Origin of the sequence: Dechloromonas sp. CZR5, assembly GCF_008711155.1 — a bacterium.
GTDB lineage: Bacteria > Pseudomonadota > Gammaproteobacteria > Burkholderiales > Rhodocyclaceae > Azonexus.
This window is the reverse complement of record NZ_VUYQ01000003.1, coordinates 160,161-175,703: the sequence shown is the minus strand read 5'-3', so window position 1 is coordinate 175,703 and position 15,543 is coordinate 160,161. Positions and strand designations below refer to the sequence as shown.

20 protein-coding genes are annotated in these 15,543 nt (G+C 58.4%); 3 read left to right on the top strand and 17 right to left on the bottom strand.

Going from position 1 to position 15,543, the window contains the following annotated elements; genetic code table 11:
• Nucleotides 1–32: 32 nt before the first annotated feature.
• The 4 genes from F1002_RS09625 to rpoE are packed head-to-tail and all read right to left on the bottom strand — an operon-like array spanning nucleotide 33 to nucleotide 2,757.
• On the bottom strand, nucleotides 33–257 hold the full coding sequence (locus F1002_RS09625) for a glutaredoxin family protein (RefSeq protein ID WP_150428822.1): 225 nt from the start codon (nucleotides 255–257) through the stop codon (nucleotides 33–35).
• 10 nt (nucleotides 258–267) lie between these two features.
• A complete protein-coding gene (locus F1002_RS09620) occupies nucleotides 268–1,692 on the bottom strand; it encodes a DegQ family serine endoprotease (RefSeq protein ID WP_150429262.1) in 1,425 nt (474 codons plus the stop codon).
• Nucleotides 1,693–1,716: 24 nt separating this feature from the next.
• Complete coding sequence (locus F1002_RS09615; protein WP_150428821.1) at nucleotides 1,717–2,151, bottom strand: SoxR reducing system RseC family protein; 435 nt, start codon at nucleotides 2,149–2,151, stop codon at nucleotides 1,717–1,719.
• Between the two features lie 6 nt (nucleotides 2,152–2,157).
• A complete protein-coding gene (gene rpoE / locus F1002_RS09610; RefSeq protein WP_150428820.1) occupies nucleotides 2,158–2,757 on the bottom strand; it encodes an RNA polymerase sigma factor RpoE in 600 nt (199 codons plus the stop codon).
• 170 nt (nucleotides 2,758–2,927) lie between these two features.
• On the opposite strand from rpoE, the gene nadB reads away from it, so the two are divergent.
• Nucleotides 2,928–4,511, top strand: a complete 1,584-nt coding sequence (gene nadB, locus F1002_RS09605; RefSeq protein WP_150428819.1) for an L-aspartate oxidase — start codon at nucleotides 2,928–2,930, stop codon at nucleotides 4,509–4,511.
• Here nadB and F1002_RS09600 read toward each other — a convergent pair.
• The 9 genes from F1002_RS09600 to F1002_RS09560 all read right to left on the bottom strand — a co-directional run bounded on the left by F1002_RS09600 (nucleotide 4,480) and on the right by F1002_RS09560 (nucleotide 10,984).
• Nucleotides 4,480–4,917 carry a protein YgfX gene (locus F1002_RS09600; RefSeq protein WP_150428818.1) on the bottom strand — a complete coding sequence of 146 codons (438 nt, stop codon included), beginning with the start codon at nucleotides 4,915–4,917 and terminating at the stop codon, nucleotides 4,480–4,482. The genes nadB and F1002_RS09600 overlap by 32 nt on opposite strands.
• A gap of 27 nt (nucleotides 4,918–4,944) precedes the next feature.
• A complete protein-coding gene (gene fabF, locus F1002_RS09595; protein ID WP_150428817.1) occupies nucleotides 4,945–6,180 on the bottom strand; it encodes a beta-ketoacyl-ACP synthase II in 1,236 nt (411 codons plus the stop codon).
• 75 nt (nucleotides 6,181–6,255) lie between these two features.
• Nucleotides 6,256–6,492, bottom strand: coding sequence for an acyl carrier protein (gene acpP, locus F1002_RS09590; RefSeq protein WP_027458475.1), 237 nt, complete (start codon nucleotides 6,490–6,492; stop codon nucleotides 6,256–6,258).
• 73 nt (nucleotides 6,493–6,565) lie between these two features.
• Nucleotides 6,566–7,306, bottom strand: a complete 741-nt coding sequence (fabG, locus tag F1002_RS09585) for a 3-oxoacyl-ACP reductase FabG (protein ID WP_150428816.1) — start codon at nucleotides 7,304–7,306, stop codon at nucleotides 6,566–6,568.
• Between the two features lie 3 nt (nucleotides 7,307–7,309).
• A complete protein-coding gene (gene fabD, locus F1002_RS09580) occupies nucleotides 7,310–8,236 on the bottom strand; it encodes an ACP S-malonyltransferase (protein ID WP_150428815.1) in 927 nt (308 codons plus the stop codon).
• Between the two features lie 17 nt (nucleotides 8,237–8,253).
• Nucleotides 8,254–9,213 carry a beta-ketoacyl-ACP synthase III gene (locus tag F1002_RS09575; RefSeq protein WP_150429261.1) on the bottom strand — a complete coding sequence of 320 codons (960 nt, stop codon included), beginning with the start codon at nucleotides 9,211–9,213 and terminating at the stop codon, nucleotides 8,254–8,256.
• 1 nt (nucleotide 9,214) lies between these two features.
• Nucleotides 9,215–10,240, bottom strand: a complete 1,026-nt coding sequence (gene plsX, locus F1002_RS09570) for a phosphate acyltransferase PlsX (RefSeq protein WP_150428814.1) — start codon at nucleotides 10,238–10,240, stop codon at nucleotides 9,215–9,217.
• Nucleotides 10,241–10,297: 57 nt separating this feature from the next.
• A complete protein-coding gene (gene rpmF, locus F1002_RS09565; RefSeq protein WP_150428813.1) occupies nucleotides 10,298–10,477 on the bottom strand; it encodes a 50S ribosomal protein L32 in 180 nt (59 codons plus the stop codon).
• Between the two features lie 18 nt (nucleotides 10,478–10,495).
• On the bottom strand, nucleotides 10,496–10,984 hold the full coding sequence (locus tag F1002_RS09560; protein WP_223879527.1) for a DUF177 domain-containing protein: 489 nt from the start codon (nucleotides 10,982–10,984) through the stop codon (nucleotides 10,496–10,498).
• Nucleotides 10,985–11,095: 111 nt separating this feature from the next.
• Here F1002_RS09560 and F1002_RS09555 point away from each other — a divergent pair, with 111 nt between their 5' ends.
• Complete coding sequence (locus tag F1002_RS09555; protein ID WP_150428811.1) at nucleotides 11,096–11,677, top strand: Maf family nucleotide pyrophosphatase; 582 nt, start codon at nucleotides 11,096–11,098, stop codon at nucleotides 11,675–11,677.
• Complete coding sequence (locus tag F1002_RS09550) at nucleotides 11,677–12,384, top strand: SAM-dependent methyltransferase (protein ID WP_150428810.1); 708 nt, start codon at nucleotides 11,677–11,679, stop codon at nucleotides 12,382–12,384. Before F1002_RS09555 ends, F1002_RS09550 begins: the two co-directional genes overlap by 1 nt.
• Before the next feature lies 1 nt (nucleotide 12,385).
• On the opposite strand, the gene F1002_RS09545 is transcribed toward F1002_RS09550, so the two are convergent.
• From F1002_RS09545 to F1002_RS09530, 4 genes are read right to left on the bottom strand one after another with little or no spacing between them, the layout of a single operon-like run.
• Nucleotides 12,386–13,348, bottom strand: a complete 963-nt coding sequence (locus F1002_RS09545; RefSeq protein WP_150428809.1) for a S49 family peptidase — start codon at nucleotides 13,346–13,348, stop codon at nucleotides 12,386–12,388.
• A 2-nt stretch (nucleotides 13,349–13,350) separates the two neighbouring features.
• Nucleotides 13,351–13,701: a Rieske 2Fe-2S domain-containing protein gene (locus F1002_RS09540; protein WP_150428808.1), complete on the bottom strand. Its 351-nt coding sequence runs from the start codon at nucleotides 13,699–13,701 to the stop codon at nucleotides 13,351–13,353.
• On the bottom strand, nucleotides 13,680–14,330 hold the full coding sequence (locus F1002_RS09535; RefSeq protein ID WP_150428807.1) for an HAD-IA family hydrolase: 651 nt from the start codon (nucleotides 14,328–14,330) through the stop codon (nucleotides 13,680–13,682). Before F1002_RS09535 ends, F1002_RS09540 begins: the two co-directional genes overlap by 22 nt.
• Nucleotides 14,327–15,331, bottom strand: coding sequence for an RluA family pseudouridine synthase (locus F1002_RS09530; RefSeq protein ID WP_150428806.1), 1,005 nt, complete (start codon nucleotides 15,329–15,331; stop codon nucleotides 14,327–14,329). The genes F1002_RS09535 and F1002_RS09530 overlap by 4 nt, the downstream gene beginning before the upstream one ends.
• Nucleotides 15,332–15,543 lie beyond the last annotated feature (212 nt).

Sequence of the window (15,543 nt, the reverse complement as noted above, 5' to 3'; positions counted from 1 at the left end):
GGCGCCCTTCCCTTTTCAGAAGACCCTGAATTCTAGCGGATTCCGGCCAAATATTCACGGGTTTTGGCTTCGTCCAGAAAGTAATGACAGAGCTCGGTATCGCCATGCAGCAAGACCGGCACCAGCTCATCGTATTTGGCCTCCAGGTCCGGATCGGCATCAACATCGACAACGACCACTGCGGCTCCGAATTCCTCTGCCAGCGGCGCCAGCGCCACCTCCATGTCGTGACAGAGATGGCAATAACCACGACTCATCAAGGTCAACTCAATTCCCACCGTTCAAACCCTTGATCGTGATGAATGTCTGCATTTCGCCACGCCGGACGAGCAAGGTCACGTTACTGCCTTTCTCGAACTGGGCCAACAGTTTGTTGAACTGATCAACCGACTTGACCTCTGTCGTCGCTCCCTTGCTGATCACGGCAATGATCACATCGCCGGCCCGCAGATCGGAGCGGGCTCCGATACCGCGTACATCCTCGACCAGAAGGCCGGAATTCATTTTCAGTTCGCGTTTTTGCTCTGCAGTCAATTCACTCACCACCAATCCGAGACGATTGGGTGCCTGTTCTGCAGGCTTTGCGCTCTTGGAGGGTTTGCCGCCCGCCAGCTTTTCGTCGGGCATTTCACCAACCGTCACCTGAATATCGCGGGTCGTACCCTTGCGCCACAACTGTATCGTGGAACGCGCTCCCGGACGCGTGGCAGCAACAAGACGCGGCAAATCCGCTGAGCTATTGATCGCCTTGCCATCAAATTTGAGGATGACGTCGCCCGCCTCCACGCCAGCCTTCTCGGCCGGTCCGCCCTTTTCCACGGAATTAACCACCGCGCCCATGGGACGAGCCAAGCCCAGCGAATCAGCCAACTCCTTGCTCACCTCCTGAATAACCACACCCAGACGACCGCGGCTGACCTTGCCGGAGGCACGTAACTGGCTCTGGATATCCATGGCCACATCGATCGGGATGGCAAAGGAGACGCCCATATAACCACCGCTCCGACTGTAGATCTGGGAATTTATGCCGACAACCTCTCCCCGCATGTTGAACAGCGGCCCGCCCGAATTGCCGGGGTTGATTGCCACATCGGTCTGGATGAAAGGCACATAATTTTCCTGAGGCAGCGAGCGTCCCTTTGCGGAAACGATGCCTGCCGTCACCGAATTATCGAAACCGAACGGCGACCCGATGGCTACCACCCATTCGCCAACCTTCAGTTGCGCCGGGTCGCCGAGCTTCACGACCGGCAGCCCCGATGCCTCGATCTTGATCAGCGCCACATCCGTCCGCTTGTCTGCACCGATGATCTTTGCCTTGAATTCGCGCTTGTCGGTCAAACGAACCGTCACCTCGTCGGCTCCATCGACAACGTGGGCATTGGTCAAAATATAGCCATCGCCACTGACAACGAATCCGGAACCAAGCGACTTGTTCTCGAAGTCACGCGGCATGCCGCCACCTGGAGAACGAGGAATGAAACGCTTGAAGAACTCGAAGGCTGGATCGTTTTCGTCAAACGGGAACGGCATCATCTGGGCCTGGCCGCGCACAACATGCGTCGTACTGATATTCACCACGGCCGGCCCCTGCTTTTCCGCCAAGTCGGAAAAGTCAGGCAAACCGCGCGCCTGCGCAAAAATGCCGGTAGACAGAAACCACAGGACAATGAGGGCTGCAAAACGTTTCATAGTCAACATGACCTCCTGGCTCAACTAGGAATGGGACACAAGACGGGGGCGGCTGCGGACACCGCCCACGTCGAGGCGCGAGCGAAGGCGCACATAGCCAAGCGCGGCAACCAAACCACAAATCGCACCCACCACGGCGCCCGGATCGCCGCCAACCGGTGTCCCGATCAGCGCACCGCCGATGGCTCCCATCAAAGGCACGCCGTACGCGAGATTTGCCGTACGACGAACACTCCCGGATGGCGTGGCAACCACGACACGGTCCCCAACGTCGGCACCGATGGTGTTTTCAGCACGATAGGACTTGGGGCCGCTACAAAACATCTGGGTCAGTTGCTGCCCGCCGCAGCCGCCCTCCTCGTGACAGCGGCCGCAGCCGCCCTGCTCCACTTCAACCAGGGCATCGCCACCCTCCAGCGCACGGACCACGCCGCGAACAGTGATCAATTCGTCATTCATCAAGAATTACCAGCGCCTATCGGGTGCCGTGTCGAGTAGCGGTCTGAGCTTGGCGGCAACCGCCTCACGCGCGCGAAAAATTCGCGAACGTACCGTGCCGATCGGACAGTGCATGATGTCGGCGATCTCTTCATAGGAGAGTCCTTCGAGTTCGCGCAGGACAATCGCCGTACGCAACTCGTCAGGAAGCGAATCCATGGCGGCATTGACCGTATGGCCGATCTGCTTCGACAACAACAGACTCTCCGGCGTATTGATGTCCCTCAACTGGGAGGCATCTTCGAAGTTTTCCGCCTCTTCCGAATCGAACTCGGTCGTGGTTGGCGCCCTTCGTCCCTGGGAAACGAGGTAATTCTTAGCCGTATTGATACCGATACGATAGAGCCAGGTATAGAAGGCACTTTCTCCCCGGAAGGACGGCAAGGCGCGATAAGCCTTGATGAAGGCCTCCTGCGAGACATCCTCGACTTCTGCTTGATCGCGAATGAAGCGCGACAGCAAACGCCCCAGCTTTCTCTGGTATTTGCTCACCAATTGGTCGAAGGCGTGCTGATCTCCGCCTTGCGCCTTTTCGACCAGCACTTGATCGATTTCGCGCTCAGTCATGGCTCTACTTTCCCTGAGGGTAATGATTTGTATGTTTATTAAGCGCAGTATAGCGCAGCGATTTTCCAGCTGAGGAGACGGATTTATCCTTATTTGTGACCATGTGTAACGAAATCCGCATCGCCGTGCGTGCTATATTTCGCGCAAAACTATTCCCCTAGAGAACAGCCGTGCAGAAATTCGATGTACTGATCATTGGTAGCGGGCTCGCCGGACAATCGGCAGCCCTTAGACTAGCCCCTCATTGCCGGGTGGCCCTGATCAGCAAACGCAACCTAGAAGACTCCGCCTCGGGCTGGGCCCAAGGCGGGATTGCCGCCGTTCTGGACAGCCAGGATTCCATCGAAGCACATATTCGTGACACGCTAGTTGCCGGTGCCTGGCTCAACGACGAAGAAGCCACGCGCTTTGTCGTCGAAAACGGGCGGCGCGTGATCGAATGGCTGATAGATCAAGGCGTACCCTTTACCAAGGATGCAGCCAGTTACCACCTGACCCGCGAAGGCGGCCATAGTGCCCGGCGCGTCATTCACGTCGCCGATGCCACCGGCCTGGCCGTTCAGGAGACGCTGACTCAAAAAGTCCGCAACAATCCCAACATTACCGTTCTCGAACACCACATTGCAATCGACCTGATTACTGGCGAGAAACTGGGCAAGGCCGACAAACGCTGTTTTGGCGCCTACGTACTGAACAACCGGACAGGCGAAGTCATTACGATTGGGGCCCCCAATACACTGATCGCGACAGGCGGCGCCGGAAAGGTCTATCTGTACACGACCAACCCGGACACCTCGACTGGCGATGGCATTGCGATGGCCTACCGTGCCGGTTGCCGCGTCGCCAATATGGAATTCATCCAATTCCATCCGACCTGCCTCTACCACCCGCAAGCCAAATCCTTCCTGATTTCCGAGGCCGTTCGAGGCGAAGGCGGTTTATTGCGCCTTGCCGACGGCACCCGTTTCATGCCTGAACATGACGAGCGTGCCGAACTGGCGCCGCGCGACATCGTCGCCCGTGCCATCGATTTCGAAATGAAAAAACGCGGCCTCGACTGCGTCTTTCTGGACATCTCCCACAAGGGCGAGGAGTTCATCCGCAGCCATTTTCCCAACATCCATGCGCGTTGCCTGGAACTGGGTATCGACATCACCCGCGACCCGATTCCGGTTGTCCCGGCAGCACATTACACCTGCGGCGGCATCGTCAGCGACCTCAAGGGGCGCACCGACCTGGAAGGGCTCTATGTGGCCGGAGAAGCATCCTGCACCGGCCTTCATGGCGCCAACCGGCTGGCCTCCAATTCGCTGCTCGAGTGCCTGGTCTTTGCAGAGGCGGCCGTTTCCGACATCCTCGGCCACAAGGCGATGGATATTCCTGAATTGCCCTTATGGGACGAGAGCAGGGTTACCGATGCTGACGAGGAGGTGGTGATCTCGCACAACTGGGACGAACTGCGCCGCTTCATGTGGGACTACGTCGGCATCGTGCGCACCACCAAGCGACTGAAGCGGGCCAAGCACCGCATTCGGCTACTGATGCGCGAGATCGACGAGTTCTATGCCAATTTCCGGGTCAGTCACGACCTGATCGAATTGCGCAACCTTGTCTTCACAGCCGACCTCATCGTTCGCTGCGCCATGCAGCGCAAGGAAAGCCGTGGACTCCACTTTTCCCGGGACTACCCGGAAATGTCCAGCAAGGCAAAAAACACCGTTGTCAGGCGTCGCCTGCCAGTTCGGCCAGCTTGAGACGCCAGCGTAGAAATATCCGGAATCGCCTGAAATCACTTGGTTCCATGGAGTCGACCGTAGCAACAACGACGTGGCGGCGACCACGGGAATCCTGAAAGCGCACAACAGTCAACCACGGATGAACGATAGCCCCAGGCAAGGCCCGCAGGGCCTCCAGCACATCGCCGCTCCCTGAAGCGCCGGAAATACCGCCGGCACCATCCATCCTGATGATGCGCAACGCCGGCTCCAGTTGCAGTCGAATCAACCGCAGCCCAGCGAATATCAGCACTATACCCACCAGCCGCACAGCAAGAAGCTGCGGCCAGAAAGACCATCCGATGATGGCCAACATGCCGGCCAGGAACAAAACGCCATCCCCAATGCGAGAACGGCGCAGTCCGATGGTTATCGGAAGCTGCACCGTTCTTTTCCTTACGGGAAGGGTAGCTTAGACGCGCTTGAAAACCAGCGAGCCGTTGGTACCACCAAAACCGAAGTTGTTCTTCAACGCCACGTCGATCTTCATCGGGCGTGCCTTATTGGCACAGTAGTCCAGATCGCATTCCGGATCCTGATTGAAGATGTTGATAGTCGGCGGCGAAATCTGGTGATGAATGGCCAGTACCGTGAACAACGACTCGACGCCACCGGCACCGCCCAGCAAGTGGCCGGTCATCGACTTGGTCGAATTGACAACGATCTTGTAGGCAGCATCGCCAAAGGCCGCCTTGATGGCATCCGACTCATTCTTGTCGCCCAGCGGCGTGGACGTACCGTGGGCATTGACGTACTGCACATCGGACGGCGAAACGCCGGCATTCTTCAGCGCATTGACCATCGAACGACGCGGGCCGTCCATGTTCGGTGCGGTGATGTGGTAAGCGTCGGCACTCATGCCATAGCCGGACACTTCAGCGTAAATCTTGGCACCCCGTGCCTTGGCGTGCTCGTACTCCTCGAGAACCAGGACGCCGGCGCCCTCGCCCAGCACGAAACCATCGCGATCCTTGTCCCACGGACGGCTGGCAGTTGCAGGATCGTCGTTGCGTGTGGACAGCGCACGGGCCGCACAGAAACCGCCCATACCAAGCGGCGAAACCGTCGATTCGGCACCACCGGCCACCATGACATCCGCATCGCCGTACTCGATGATGCGCGAGGCCTCGCCAATCGAATGGGTACCGGTCGTGCATGCTGTCACGATGGAGAGGTTCGGTCCTTTGAAGCCGAATTCGATCGACAGGTTGCCGGAAATCATGTTGATGATCGAACCCGGAACGAAGAACGGCGATACCTTGCGGACACCGGCCGCGTTGTATTCGTCCTTGGTTTCCTCGATCAGCGGCAGGCCGCCGATGCCTGAACCGATGGCCACACCGACACGCTCTGGATCGGCAGCACCTTCCTTGTCCAGACCGGCATCGCGCACCGCCTGAATGCCAGCTGCCAGGCCGTAATGGATGAACTTATCCATGCGGCGGGCGTCCTTGGCCGAAATGTACTGGGTGATATCGAAATTCTTGACCTCGCCGGCAAACTGGACCGGGAAGGTGGACGTATCGAAACGGGTAACGGGAGCGATACCAGAAACGCCGGCAATGATGTTCTGCCAGCCTTCTTCAACGCTGTTGCCGACCGGGGAAATCAGACCCAGGCCAGTAATGACGACTCTGCGACGTGCCAAGATGTGCACTCCGAAAGCAAATGTAGCAAGGCCGGCCCATAAGGCCGGCCTTGCCTGGTTCAAACCGGAATTGGCTTACTTCTTGTTAGCGAGGATGTAATCGACAGCCTGCTGAACCGTGGTGATCTTCTCAGCCTGGTCGTCCGGAATTTCGCACTCGAATTCCTCTTCCAGAGCCATGACCAGCTCAACGGTGTCCAGGGAGTCAGCGCCCAGATCGTCCACAAAGGAGGACTCGTTCTTGATGTCCGCTTCGTTCACGCCCAGTTGTTCGGCGACGATCTTCTTGACGCGCTCTACGATGTTATCCATTCGAAAAACTCCTTCCCCTCAGGGGTACGAAAAAAAACACAGGGATTTTACCAAAAGCCGGAGCTTCGGGAAATCAATCCATAAACATACCGCCATTCACATGCACGGTGGTACCCGTAACATACGAGGCGGCGGGAGAAACCAGGAAACCGACGGCGCCGGCGACATCCTCCGGTGTACCGGCGCGAGCCAGCGGAATGGATGCCAGCATGGCGGCCTTCTGCTCTTCGGTCAAGGCATGCGTCATGTCCGTGGCGATAAAGCCCGGGGCAACGCAATTGACCGTGATGTTGCGACTACCCAGCTCGCGGGCCAGCGAACGACTGAGACCGGCGACGCCGGCCTTGGCTGCGCAATAGTTGGCCTGCCCGGCATTGCCGGAATAGCCAACCACTGACGAAATATTGACGATGCGGCCGAAGCGGGCCTTCATCATGCCGCGCATGACACCGCGCGACAGACGGAAAACAGCCTTCAGGTTGGTATCGATGACCGCATCCCACTCTTCGTCACCCATGCGCATCGTCAAGTTATCGCGTGTAATGCCGGCATTGTTCACAAGGATGGTGATGGCACCAAACTCCTTGGCCACGTCAGCCAACACGGCATCCGTCTGGGCTGCATCGGTGACGTTGAGCACAATGCCCTTGCCCTTCACGCCGGCTTCCGTCAAATAGGCAGAAATCTTCCCGGCGCCCTCTTCGCTGGTCGCCGTACCGATCACGGTTGCCCCCTTCAGCCCGAGATCGAGCGCGATGGCACGACCGATGCCGCGGGTGGCACCGGTAACCAATGCAATCTTGTCGTTCAGCATGAATTACTCCAGTCCGAGATTGGCTTCGATTGATGCCGCATCGGCCAGCGCGACACCCGCAACACCATCGGCGCAGCGCTTGGTCAGACCAGCTAAAACCTTGCCTGGGCCACATTCGGCAACCGTGGTAATCCCCAGGGAGGCCATAAACTGAATGGTCTCTACCCAGCGCACCGGATTGTAGGCTTGGCGAACAAGGGCATCCTTGATGCGGCCGGGATCGTTCTCGATCGCGACATCCACATTGTTGACCACTGGAATGGTGGGTGCCTGCAGGGTCAGCTCAGCCAGTCGTGCAGCCAGCTTATCGGCCGCTGGACGAATCAATGAGGAATGGAACGGAGCGGACACCGGCAGCGCCTTGGCCATCTTGGCGCCACGCGCCTTGCAAGCTTCCATGGCACGCTCGACGGCGGCCTTGTGACCGGCAATCACGGTCTGGCCGTTGGCATTGAAATTGACCGGCTCGACTACCTCTCCCTGCGCGGCTTCGGCACAGGCTGCAACAATGCCGGCATTATCGAGGCCTAGCACGGCAGCCATGGCGCCGGTGCCCAGCGGCACGGCTTCCTGCATGGCGGCGGCACGCAAGCGGACGAGCGGTACGGCATCCTTGAAAGCGATGACGCCTCCGGCAACCAGCGCCGAATATTCACCCAGGCTGTGACCGGCGACCATGGCCGGCGTCTTGCCGCCCTTCTCGCACCACAGGCGCCAGGCAGCGATGCCGGCGGTCAGCATGACCGGCTGGGTATTGACGGTCTGGGTCAGCGCTTCGGCCGGACCTTGGGCGACCATCTGCCACAGGTCATCGCCCAAAGCGGCGGACGCCTCATCGAACGTAGCGCGAACCACCGCGGCATCGCCGTAGGCGGCCATCATGCCAACGCTCTGCGAGCCCTGGCCGGGAAATACGAAAGCAAAAGACATCGTTCAGTCTCCTGATATCAGAATTCGAGCAGGGCTGCGCCCCAGGTAAAGCCGCCGCCAACGCCCTCGACCAGAACCTTCTGGCCGCGCTGGATACGCCCGTCGCGCACAGCCTCGTCAAGGGCCAGCGGCACGGAGGCAGCGGAAGTATTGCCGTGGCGATCGACGGTGACAATGACCTTCTCGCGATCAACACCGAGCTTCTTGCCGGTCGCCTCGATAATGCGGATATTTGCCTGGTGCGGAATCAGCCAATCGATATCGGCCGTCTGCATACCCGCGTTGGCGCAGACCTCTTCGGCAATATCGGCCAGAACGCGAACGGCAAACTTGAAGACTGCCTGACCATCCATGCGCAGGAAGGGATCGCCCGTCACCTGGCCGCCGCAGACCTGCCCTGGAACATTGAGAATGCCAAACTGGCTGCCATCGGCGTGCATGGCTGTCGACAGGATGCCCGGCTTGTCGGAAGCCTCAAGCACCACTGCACCAGCGCCATCGCCGAACAGCACACAGGTGCCGCGGTCGTTCCAGTCCAGAATGCGGGAAAACACCTCGGCCCCGATGACCAAAGCCTTCTTGTGGCTGCCGGAGCGGATGAATTTCTCGGCGATGCCCAAGGCGTAAGTAAAGCCGCTGCATACGGCCTGTACGTCGAAGGCGGCAGCCCCCTTGTTGCCCAGCTTGCCCTGGATCAAGCAGGCAGTACTCGGAAAGATGAAATCCGGCGTCGACGTGGCGACGATGATCAAATCGATCTCGGCGGCAGCAACACCGGCCATTTCCAGCGCGCGCTGTGCCGCGACCAGACCCAGTTCGCTCGAAGTCGTACCCGGCTCGGCGAGATAACGGCTGCGAATTCCGGTGCGCGTAACGATCCACTCGTCGTTGGTATCGATGCCGCGAGCCGCCAAATCGTCGTTGCTGACGGGGTTGCCCGGAAGATAACTGCCGGTACCGATCAGGCGTGCATACATTTCAGACATTCTCCACTGCAGCAGCGGCCGGCATCATTTCGGCGATCCGGCTGGAAATGCGCTCCAGAACACGGTTTTCAGCCGCTTCGTAAGCACGGGAAATGGCATTGCCGAAGGCCAGCACATCGGCCGAACCGTGGCTCTTGACCGAAATGCCCTTCAAGCCGAGGAGAATCGCCCCATTGTAGCGACGATGATCGAAGCGGCGTTTGAAGTTGTTGAGCACGGAAATGGCGATCAACGCAGCCAGTTTGGTCAACCAGTTGCGCTTGAACTCTTCGCGCAGCGATGACGCCAGCATCTGAGCCAGACCTTCAGAGGTTTTCAGCGCAACATTGCCGACAAAGCCGTCACAGACGATCACATCGGCATCACCCTTGTAGATGCCGTCACCTTCGACGTTACCGACAAAGTTGAGACCGGATGCACGCAGTAACTCGGCTGCCGCCTTGACCACTTCGTTGCCCTTGATCTCCTCCTCGCCGATATTCAGGATACCGACGGTAGGTTGATCCTTGTGCTCCATTGCGGCAACCAGCATGGCGCCCATGATGCCAAACTGCAGGAGATGCTCCGGACCGCAATCGACGTTGGCACCAAGATCCAGCATATGGGTGTGACCATTGACGGTCGGCAGTGGCGCACAGATCGCCGGCCGGTCGATACCAGGCAGCATTTTCAGCACGAAGCGGGAAATAGCCATCAGTGCACCGGTATTTCCGGCCGATACGCAGGCGTCGGCCTCACCAGCCTTGACCTGGTTGATGGCGACCCGCATCGACGAATCTTTTTTGTTGCGCAGCGCGAGGGCCGGCGACTCATCCATGCCAACCACTTCCGAGGCATGAACGATGCGGATACGGGAATCAGAGGCATGACTGCCGAGCAACGGACGCAAGACCCCCTCCTGACCGACCAGGACGAGATTGGCAGACGGATGCTCCGCAAGAAACTGAATGGCCGCCGGCACCGTCACTGACGGACCGTGGTCACCCCCCATGCAATCGATGGCAATGCGGGTTGTCATATAGGCAAAAGAAAAGGCAGGCGGCTCTTCAAGAACCGCCTGCCTTTCATTGAACGATTACTCGCCCTTGGCCTTCAGGACTTTCTTGCCGCGGTAGAAACCGGTCGGAGAGACGTGGTGACGCAGGTGAACCTCGCCCGTGGTCGATTCGACGGCCAGCGGCGGGTTGGTCAGGAAATCGTGAGCGCGATGCATGCCACGCTTGGACGGGGACTTTTTGTTCTGTTGAACGGCCATGTTGTTACTCCAAAAAAATCAGTTCGGCTTGCCTTTAAGCCCGGACAATGCTGCAAACGGATTGATCCGCTCGCCCGCATCGGCCGCACCAGGCAAACCACATTTTTCGTGCCGCGGCGCCACCGGCAGGGCCAGGAGGATTTCGTCCTCCACGAATTCGGCCACATCCAGTTCCTTCGCCACCGGCATGAAATCCCGGGTGTCGTCTTCCAACTCATCTTGCGATAGCTCGGCACCTTCGGGAACAAGTTCCAGCAGGTTGTCGACATCGAGATCATAAGACACGGCTTTCAGGCAGCGCTGGCAAGCCAACGGGAGAGTCCCCGTCACCACCAGTTGCAGCAGACACTCCCCTCGCCCACCTTGAAATCCTTCGATGCGAAAGGAAACCTCTCCCTCCACAACGGCCAGCAGGTCATGCAGGCGTTCAAGCACCGAAACAGGCAGCGTTCCTTCGAGAACACGCCCATCTTTGGCAAAGCGGAATGCGTCCGTAATTCTTTTCAATCTTGAGCTGTTGCGACTTAAACATTGAATGATATTATTTTTAGCTTTCCAAGTCAAAACAAAGTGTCGCCTCAAGAGTTCGATGCAAGACTTTGTTGTATTGAGCCTTTCATGTCACAAAAACTGATTCTGGCCTCGACGTCGCCCTACCGTCGCGAGTTGTTGAGCCGCCTCGGGCTGCCTTTCGAGGTCGCCAATCCACAAACGGACGAAACCCCTTTCCCTTCGGAGCCTCCTGAAGCCCTGTCGCTTCGCCTTTCGGAAGCCAAGGCACGTGCCGTCGCTGGCATTTACCCGGATGCGCTCATTATCGGTAGCGACCAGGTCGCCACCGTCAATGGAAAAATCTACGGAAAACCCGGCAATCACGAGCGCGCCGTCGATCAGTTGCATCAACTGTCAGGCAAAACCGTCAATTTCTTTACCGGACTATGCCTGTTCAATGCCCGGACCGGCTATGCAGACGTGCGCGGCATCCCGACTCTGGTGACCTTTCGTAATCTGACCAGCGCCGAAATTGAAAACTATCTGCACCGCGAACCCGCCTACAACTGCGCTGGATCGGCCAAATCCGAAGGGCTTGGCATCGCGCTGCTCACCAGCATGCGCGGCGACGATCCGAACGCTCTGGTTGGCCTGCCACTGATTGCCCTCTGCGACATGCTCCGCCGCCAAGGCATGCCGGTACTCTGATGGCCGGAACGCTATACCTCATTCCGGTCCCCCTGGGCCCGACATCACCACAGGATTCGCTGACACCTGCGGTACTGGCGACCATCCGTCCATTAAGCCATTTCGTCGTCGAACAAGCCAAGACAGCGCGCGCCTTCCTGAAAGCCGCCGGCACCGACAAACCCCTACAGGAGCTGCAGCTCTCGGAACTCAACGAGCACACCAAAGCCGACGCGCTCAGCCAACTACTTGCCCCACTGCTTGCCGGAAACGATGTCGGCCTGCTTTCGGAGGCCGGCTGCCCTGCAGTCGCCGACCCCGGAGCCAATCTAGTTGCCCTGGCGCAAAAGCAAAACATCCGGGTCGTACCGTTGATCGGGCCATCCTCGCTCTTGCTGGCACTGATGGCGTCCGGCCTGAACGGACAGCGTTTCGCGTTCCAGGGTTACCTGCCCGCCAAGGAAGTCGAACGCACCAAAACCTTGCGCGAGCTCGAAAGCGAATCCCGCAAACGCCACCAGACCCAGCTTTTCATCGAAACGCCCTATCGCAACCGTGCGATGTTCGATGCCATTCTCGGCAGTTGCCAACCCGGAACACGACTGACCGTAGCCACCGACCTCACCCTGCCAGGCGAAACGGTACGCACGCTAAGCGTTCAAGAGTGGAAAAAACAAACGCCGCCCGATATCGAGCGGCGTCCGACCGTTTTCCTGCTGCTGGCGTGAGTCAGAAAAGGCGCACGCTCTGTGCGCTTTCCGACACACCCCGCCAGAAACTCGCTGCCGTCCCGGCCCCCAGGCGCTTGGCAAAACGCTCCGCAATATTGTCTTTGACCGAATAATCGAAAATTTTTTCTGCCTTGATGACATCCCGGGCAACCGAATCAACACTGCCGTAACCGTCAGCCAAACCCAGCTGGATACTCTGGGCGCCAGTCCACATCAAACCGGAGAACATGTCCGGCGTTTCCTTCAGTCGCTTGCCACGCCCGGTTTTGACGACATCGATGAACTGCTTGTGAATATCGTCAAGCAGCAGTTGGGCATGCGCCTTCTGCTGAGGCGCCTGTGGCGAGAAAGGATCGAGGAAGCCCTTGTTTTCCCCGGCAGTCAGCAAGCGGCGCTCGACACCGAACTTATCCATCGTTCCGGTAAAGCCGAAACCGTCCATCAGCACACCGATCGACCCGACGATACTGGCCTTGTTCACGTAAATGCTGTCGGCCGCGGCCGCAACGTAGTAACCACCCGATGCGCACATGTCCTCGACAACAGCATACAGCGGCTTGTCCGGAAATTTTGTGCGCAAACGGCGAATCTCGTCATTGACGATCCCCGCCTGAACCGGGCTGCCACCCGGACTGTTGATACGCAGGATAACGCCGGCGGCATTTTTTTCCTCGAAAGCGCTGTTCAGCGCAGCCACCAGATTCTCGGCACTCGCATCACCCTTGGCTTCGATCACGCCAATCAGGCTGACCATAGCCGTATGCCGCTCCTGGTGTTCGGTGCTGGCCCCCCAATCGACGACCGCAAGCAGCACCGCCAACAGGTAACCAAATCCGAGTATCTTGAAGGCGATCCCCCAGCGCCGCCGGGCCCGCTGTTCGTCAAGGGCGGCGAAAACCAGTTTTTCCAGGGTTTTTCGCTCCCAGTTGGCATCGTTGTTCGGGGGTTGGGGGGTATCCATAGTTATCTTTCTTGCTCCAGCAAAATCTTTCCGTCAATCTCTCGGACCTTCAGCACCCTCAGACCTCTACCCTGACAACGCCCACCGAGACATCGGCCCGAATCCGGAGCATAAAGCGCGCCATGGATCGAGCAAATCAAGTATAGCTTGGAATCGTCGAAGAATTCGCCTGGCATCCAGTCCAGCTCGGCCGGAACATGGCCACATTCATTGAAATAGCCATAAACCACTCCACGAAAGCGAATCACGAAAGCCGGAGTCTGACGACCATAGCATTCCACCGTAAAGCGAAACCCCTTGCCGGCCTCGACGACATCGTCACTGCCGCAAATCAGGCGAAATCCTTCAGCCATCGATCCAATTCAATTACGTCGCGGAGGCACGCAACAGGCTTGTGCTCCAGCAAATGATCACGAGGATGAGCACCATACGCAACTGCCAGACCGTCTACGCCGGCGTTGCTGGCCATCAACAAGTCATGCGACGTATCGCCGATCATGACTGTGGTCGCCTGCGCCACACCAAACTCTGCCATCAATTCCTCGAGCATCTGCGGATGCGGCTTCGAATGGCACTCATCAGCACAACGCGAGGACTGGAACAGCGGACGTAAACCCGAATGATCAAGGGCCCGCTCCAGTCCCACCCTGCTCTTGCCAGTAGCCACGGCCAGGATGTGGCCGTCGCGCTTGAGGCGCGCCAGCATTTCGGGAACACCGTCGAACAGCGTCAACTCATGATCCCCTGAAAGGTAATGAAAGCGATAACGCTCGACCATGGCCTGATAGCGCTCCGCCGGCAGCTCCGGGACGGCGTGACGCATCGCATCGACAAGACCGAGTCCGATTACGTGCCGGGCACGCCCATCCTCGGGTACCGGCAAATCGAGATCCCGGCAAGCCGCCTGAATGGCGTGTACGATGGCCCCTGCCGAATCCAGCAGCGTGCCATCCCAGTCGAAGACAACCAATTCGTATTTCATGGCGCAGTCAATATCTGTCCGTAATTTTCAGCGGTGAATTCGCGACTTAGTTTCGTATCGACGACAGCAATATAGCCTCCAATACCATTCGGCAAGGGCGCGACGCACTCCAGCGGTGATGCCGTCAGCGGGTGGCGGAAAGCCATTCTCCAGGCGTGTAGCGCCATGCGTTTCAATCCATCGCGCTTCAATTGCTTATTCAGCGCGAAATCGCCATATTTTTCATCGCCCAGAATCGGAAACCCCAAATGAGCCAGGTGAACGCGAATCTGGTGGGTACGGCCGGTTTTCAGCTGCGCCTCAAGCAGGCTCATTTCTGGCCAGCGTGCCAGCAGACGGAAAACCGTATGCGACGCCTTACCCTGGGGATCGACAGACACACGCCGCTCTCCCCCCTCCGTCAGGTACTTGTGTAGTGGCAGCTTCACGTGCTGCGTATTGTTCATCCACCGCCCCTTGACCAGGACGAGATAGCGCTTGTCCGCCCCGGCACCGTGTTCTCGAAACATGTCGTGCAAGGCGGTCAGCGCCAGACGCTTCTTGCCGACCAGCAGCACACCCGAAGTTTCACGATCCAGCCGGTGCGCCAACTCAAGAAACTTGGCCTGCGGCCGCTGGCGCCGCAGCGCCTCGATGACACCGAAGCTGACGCCACTCCCACCGTGCACCGCCACGCCCTCCGGCTTGTCGATAACCAGCATGGCCTCGTCTTCATAAATGACGGGCAAGTCGACACGTTGCTTGGCTGCTTCATCTACCTCGTTCTGCGGCCTTTCGGCGATGCGGATCGGTGGAATGCGCAAATTGTCGCCGGCACGCAAGCGATAGGTCGCATCGACCCGTTTGCTGTTCACCCGCACTTCGCCGCTACGCAAAATCCGGTAGATGTGGCTTTTCGGAACCCCTTTGCAGCAGCGGATCAGAAAATTGTCGAGACGCTGGCCCTGCTCTTCGTCGCCGATCACGACATATGCGACTGAATTGTTACCTACGCCATTCATTTTTCTAATATACTGCCCACGTTTTGCGTCCCGGTTTGCAAGAGATACTGAACCGTCAGACCGTTCGCCCTCGCGCCACTGGCGCGACCGCCAAACGGCAGGTTTCCAAGTCTTTCCTGCGCCAACTGCTCAGGCCAGACCAACGCAAAACGACTGGTTAAGTTCACTCACCAAAAGTAGTGATGTTAATGGATAAGCCCACGGTAAGCACG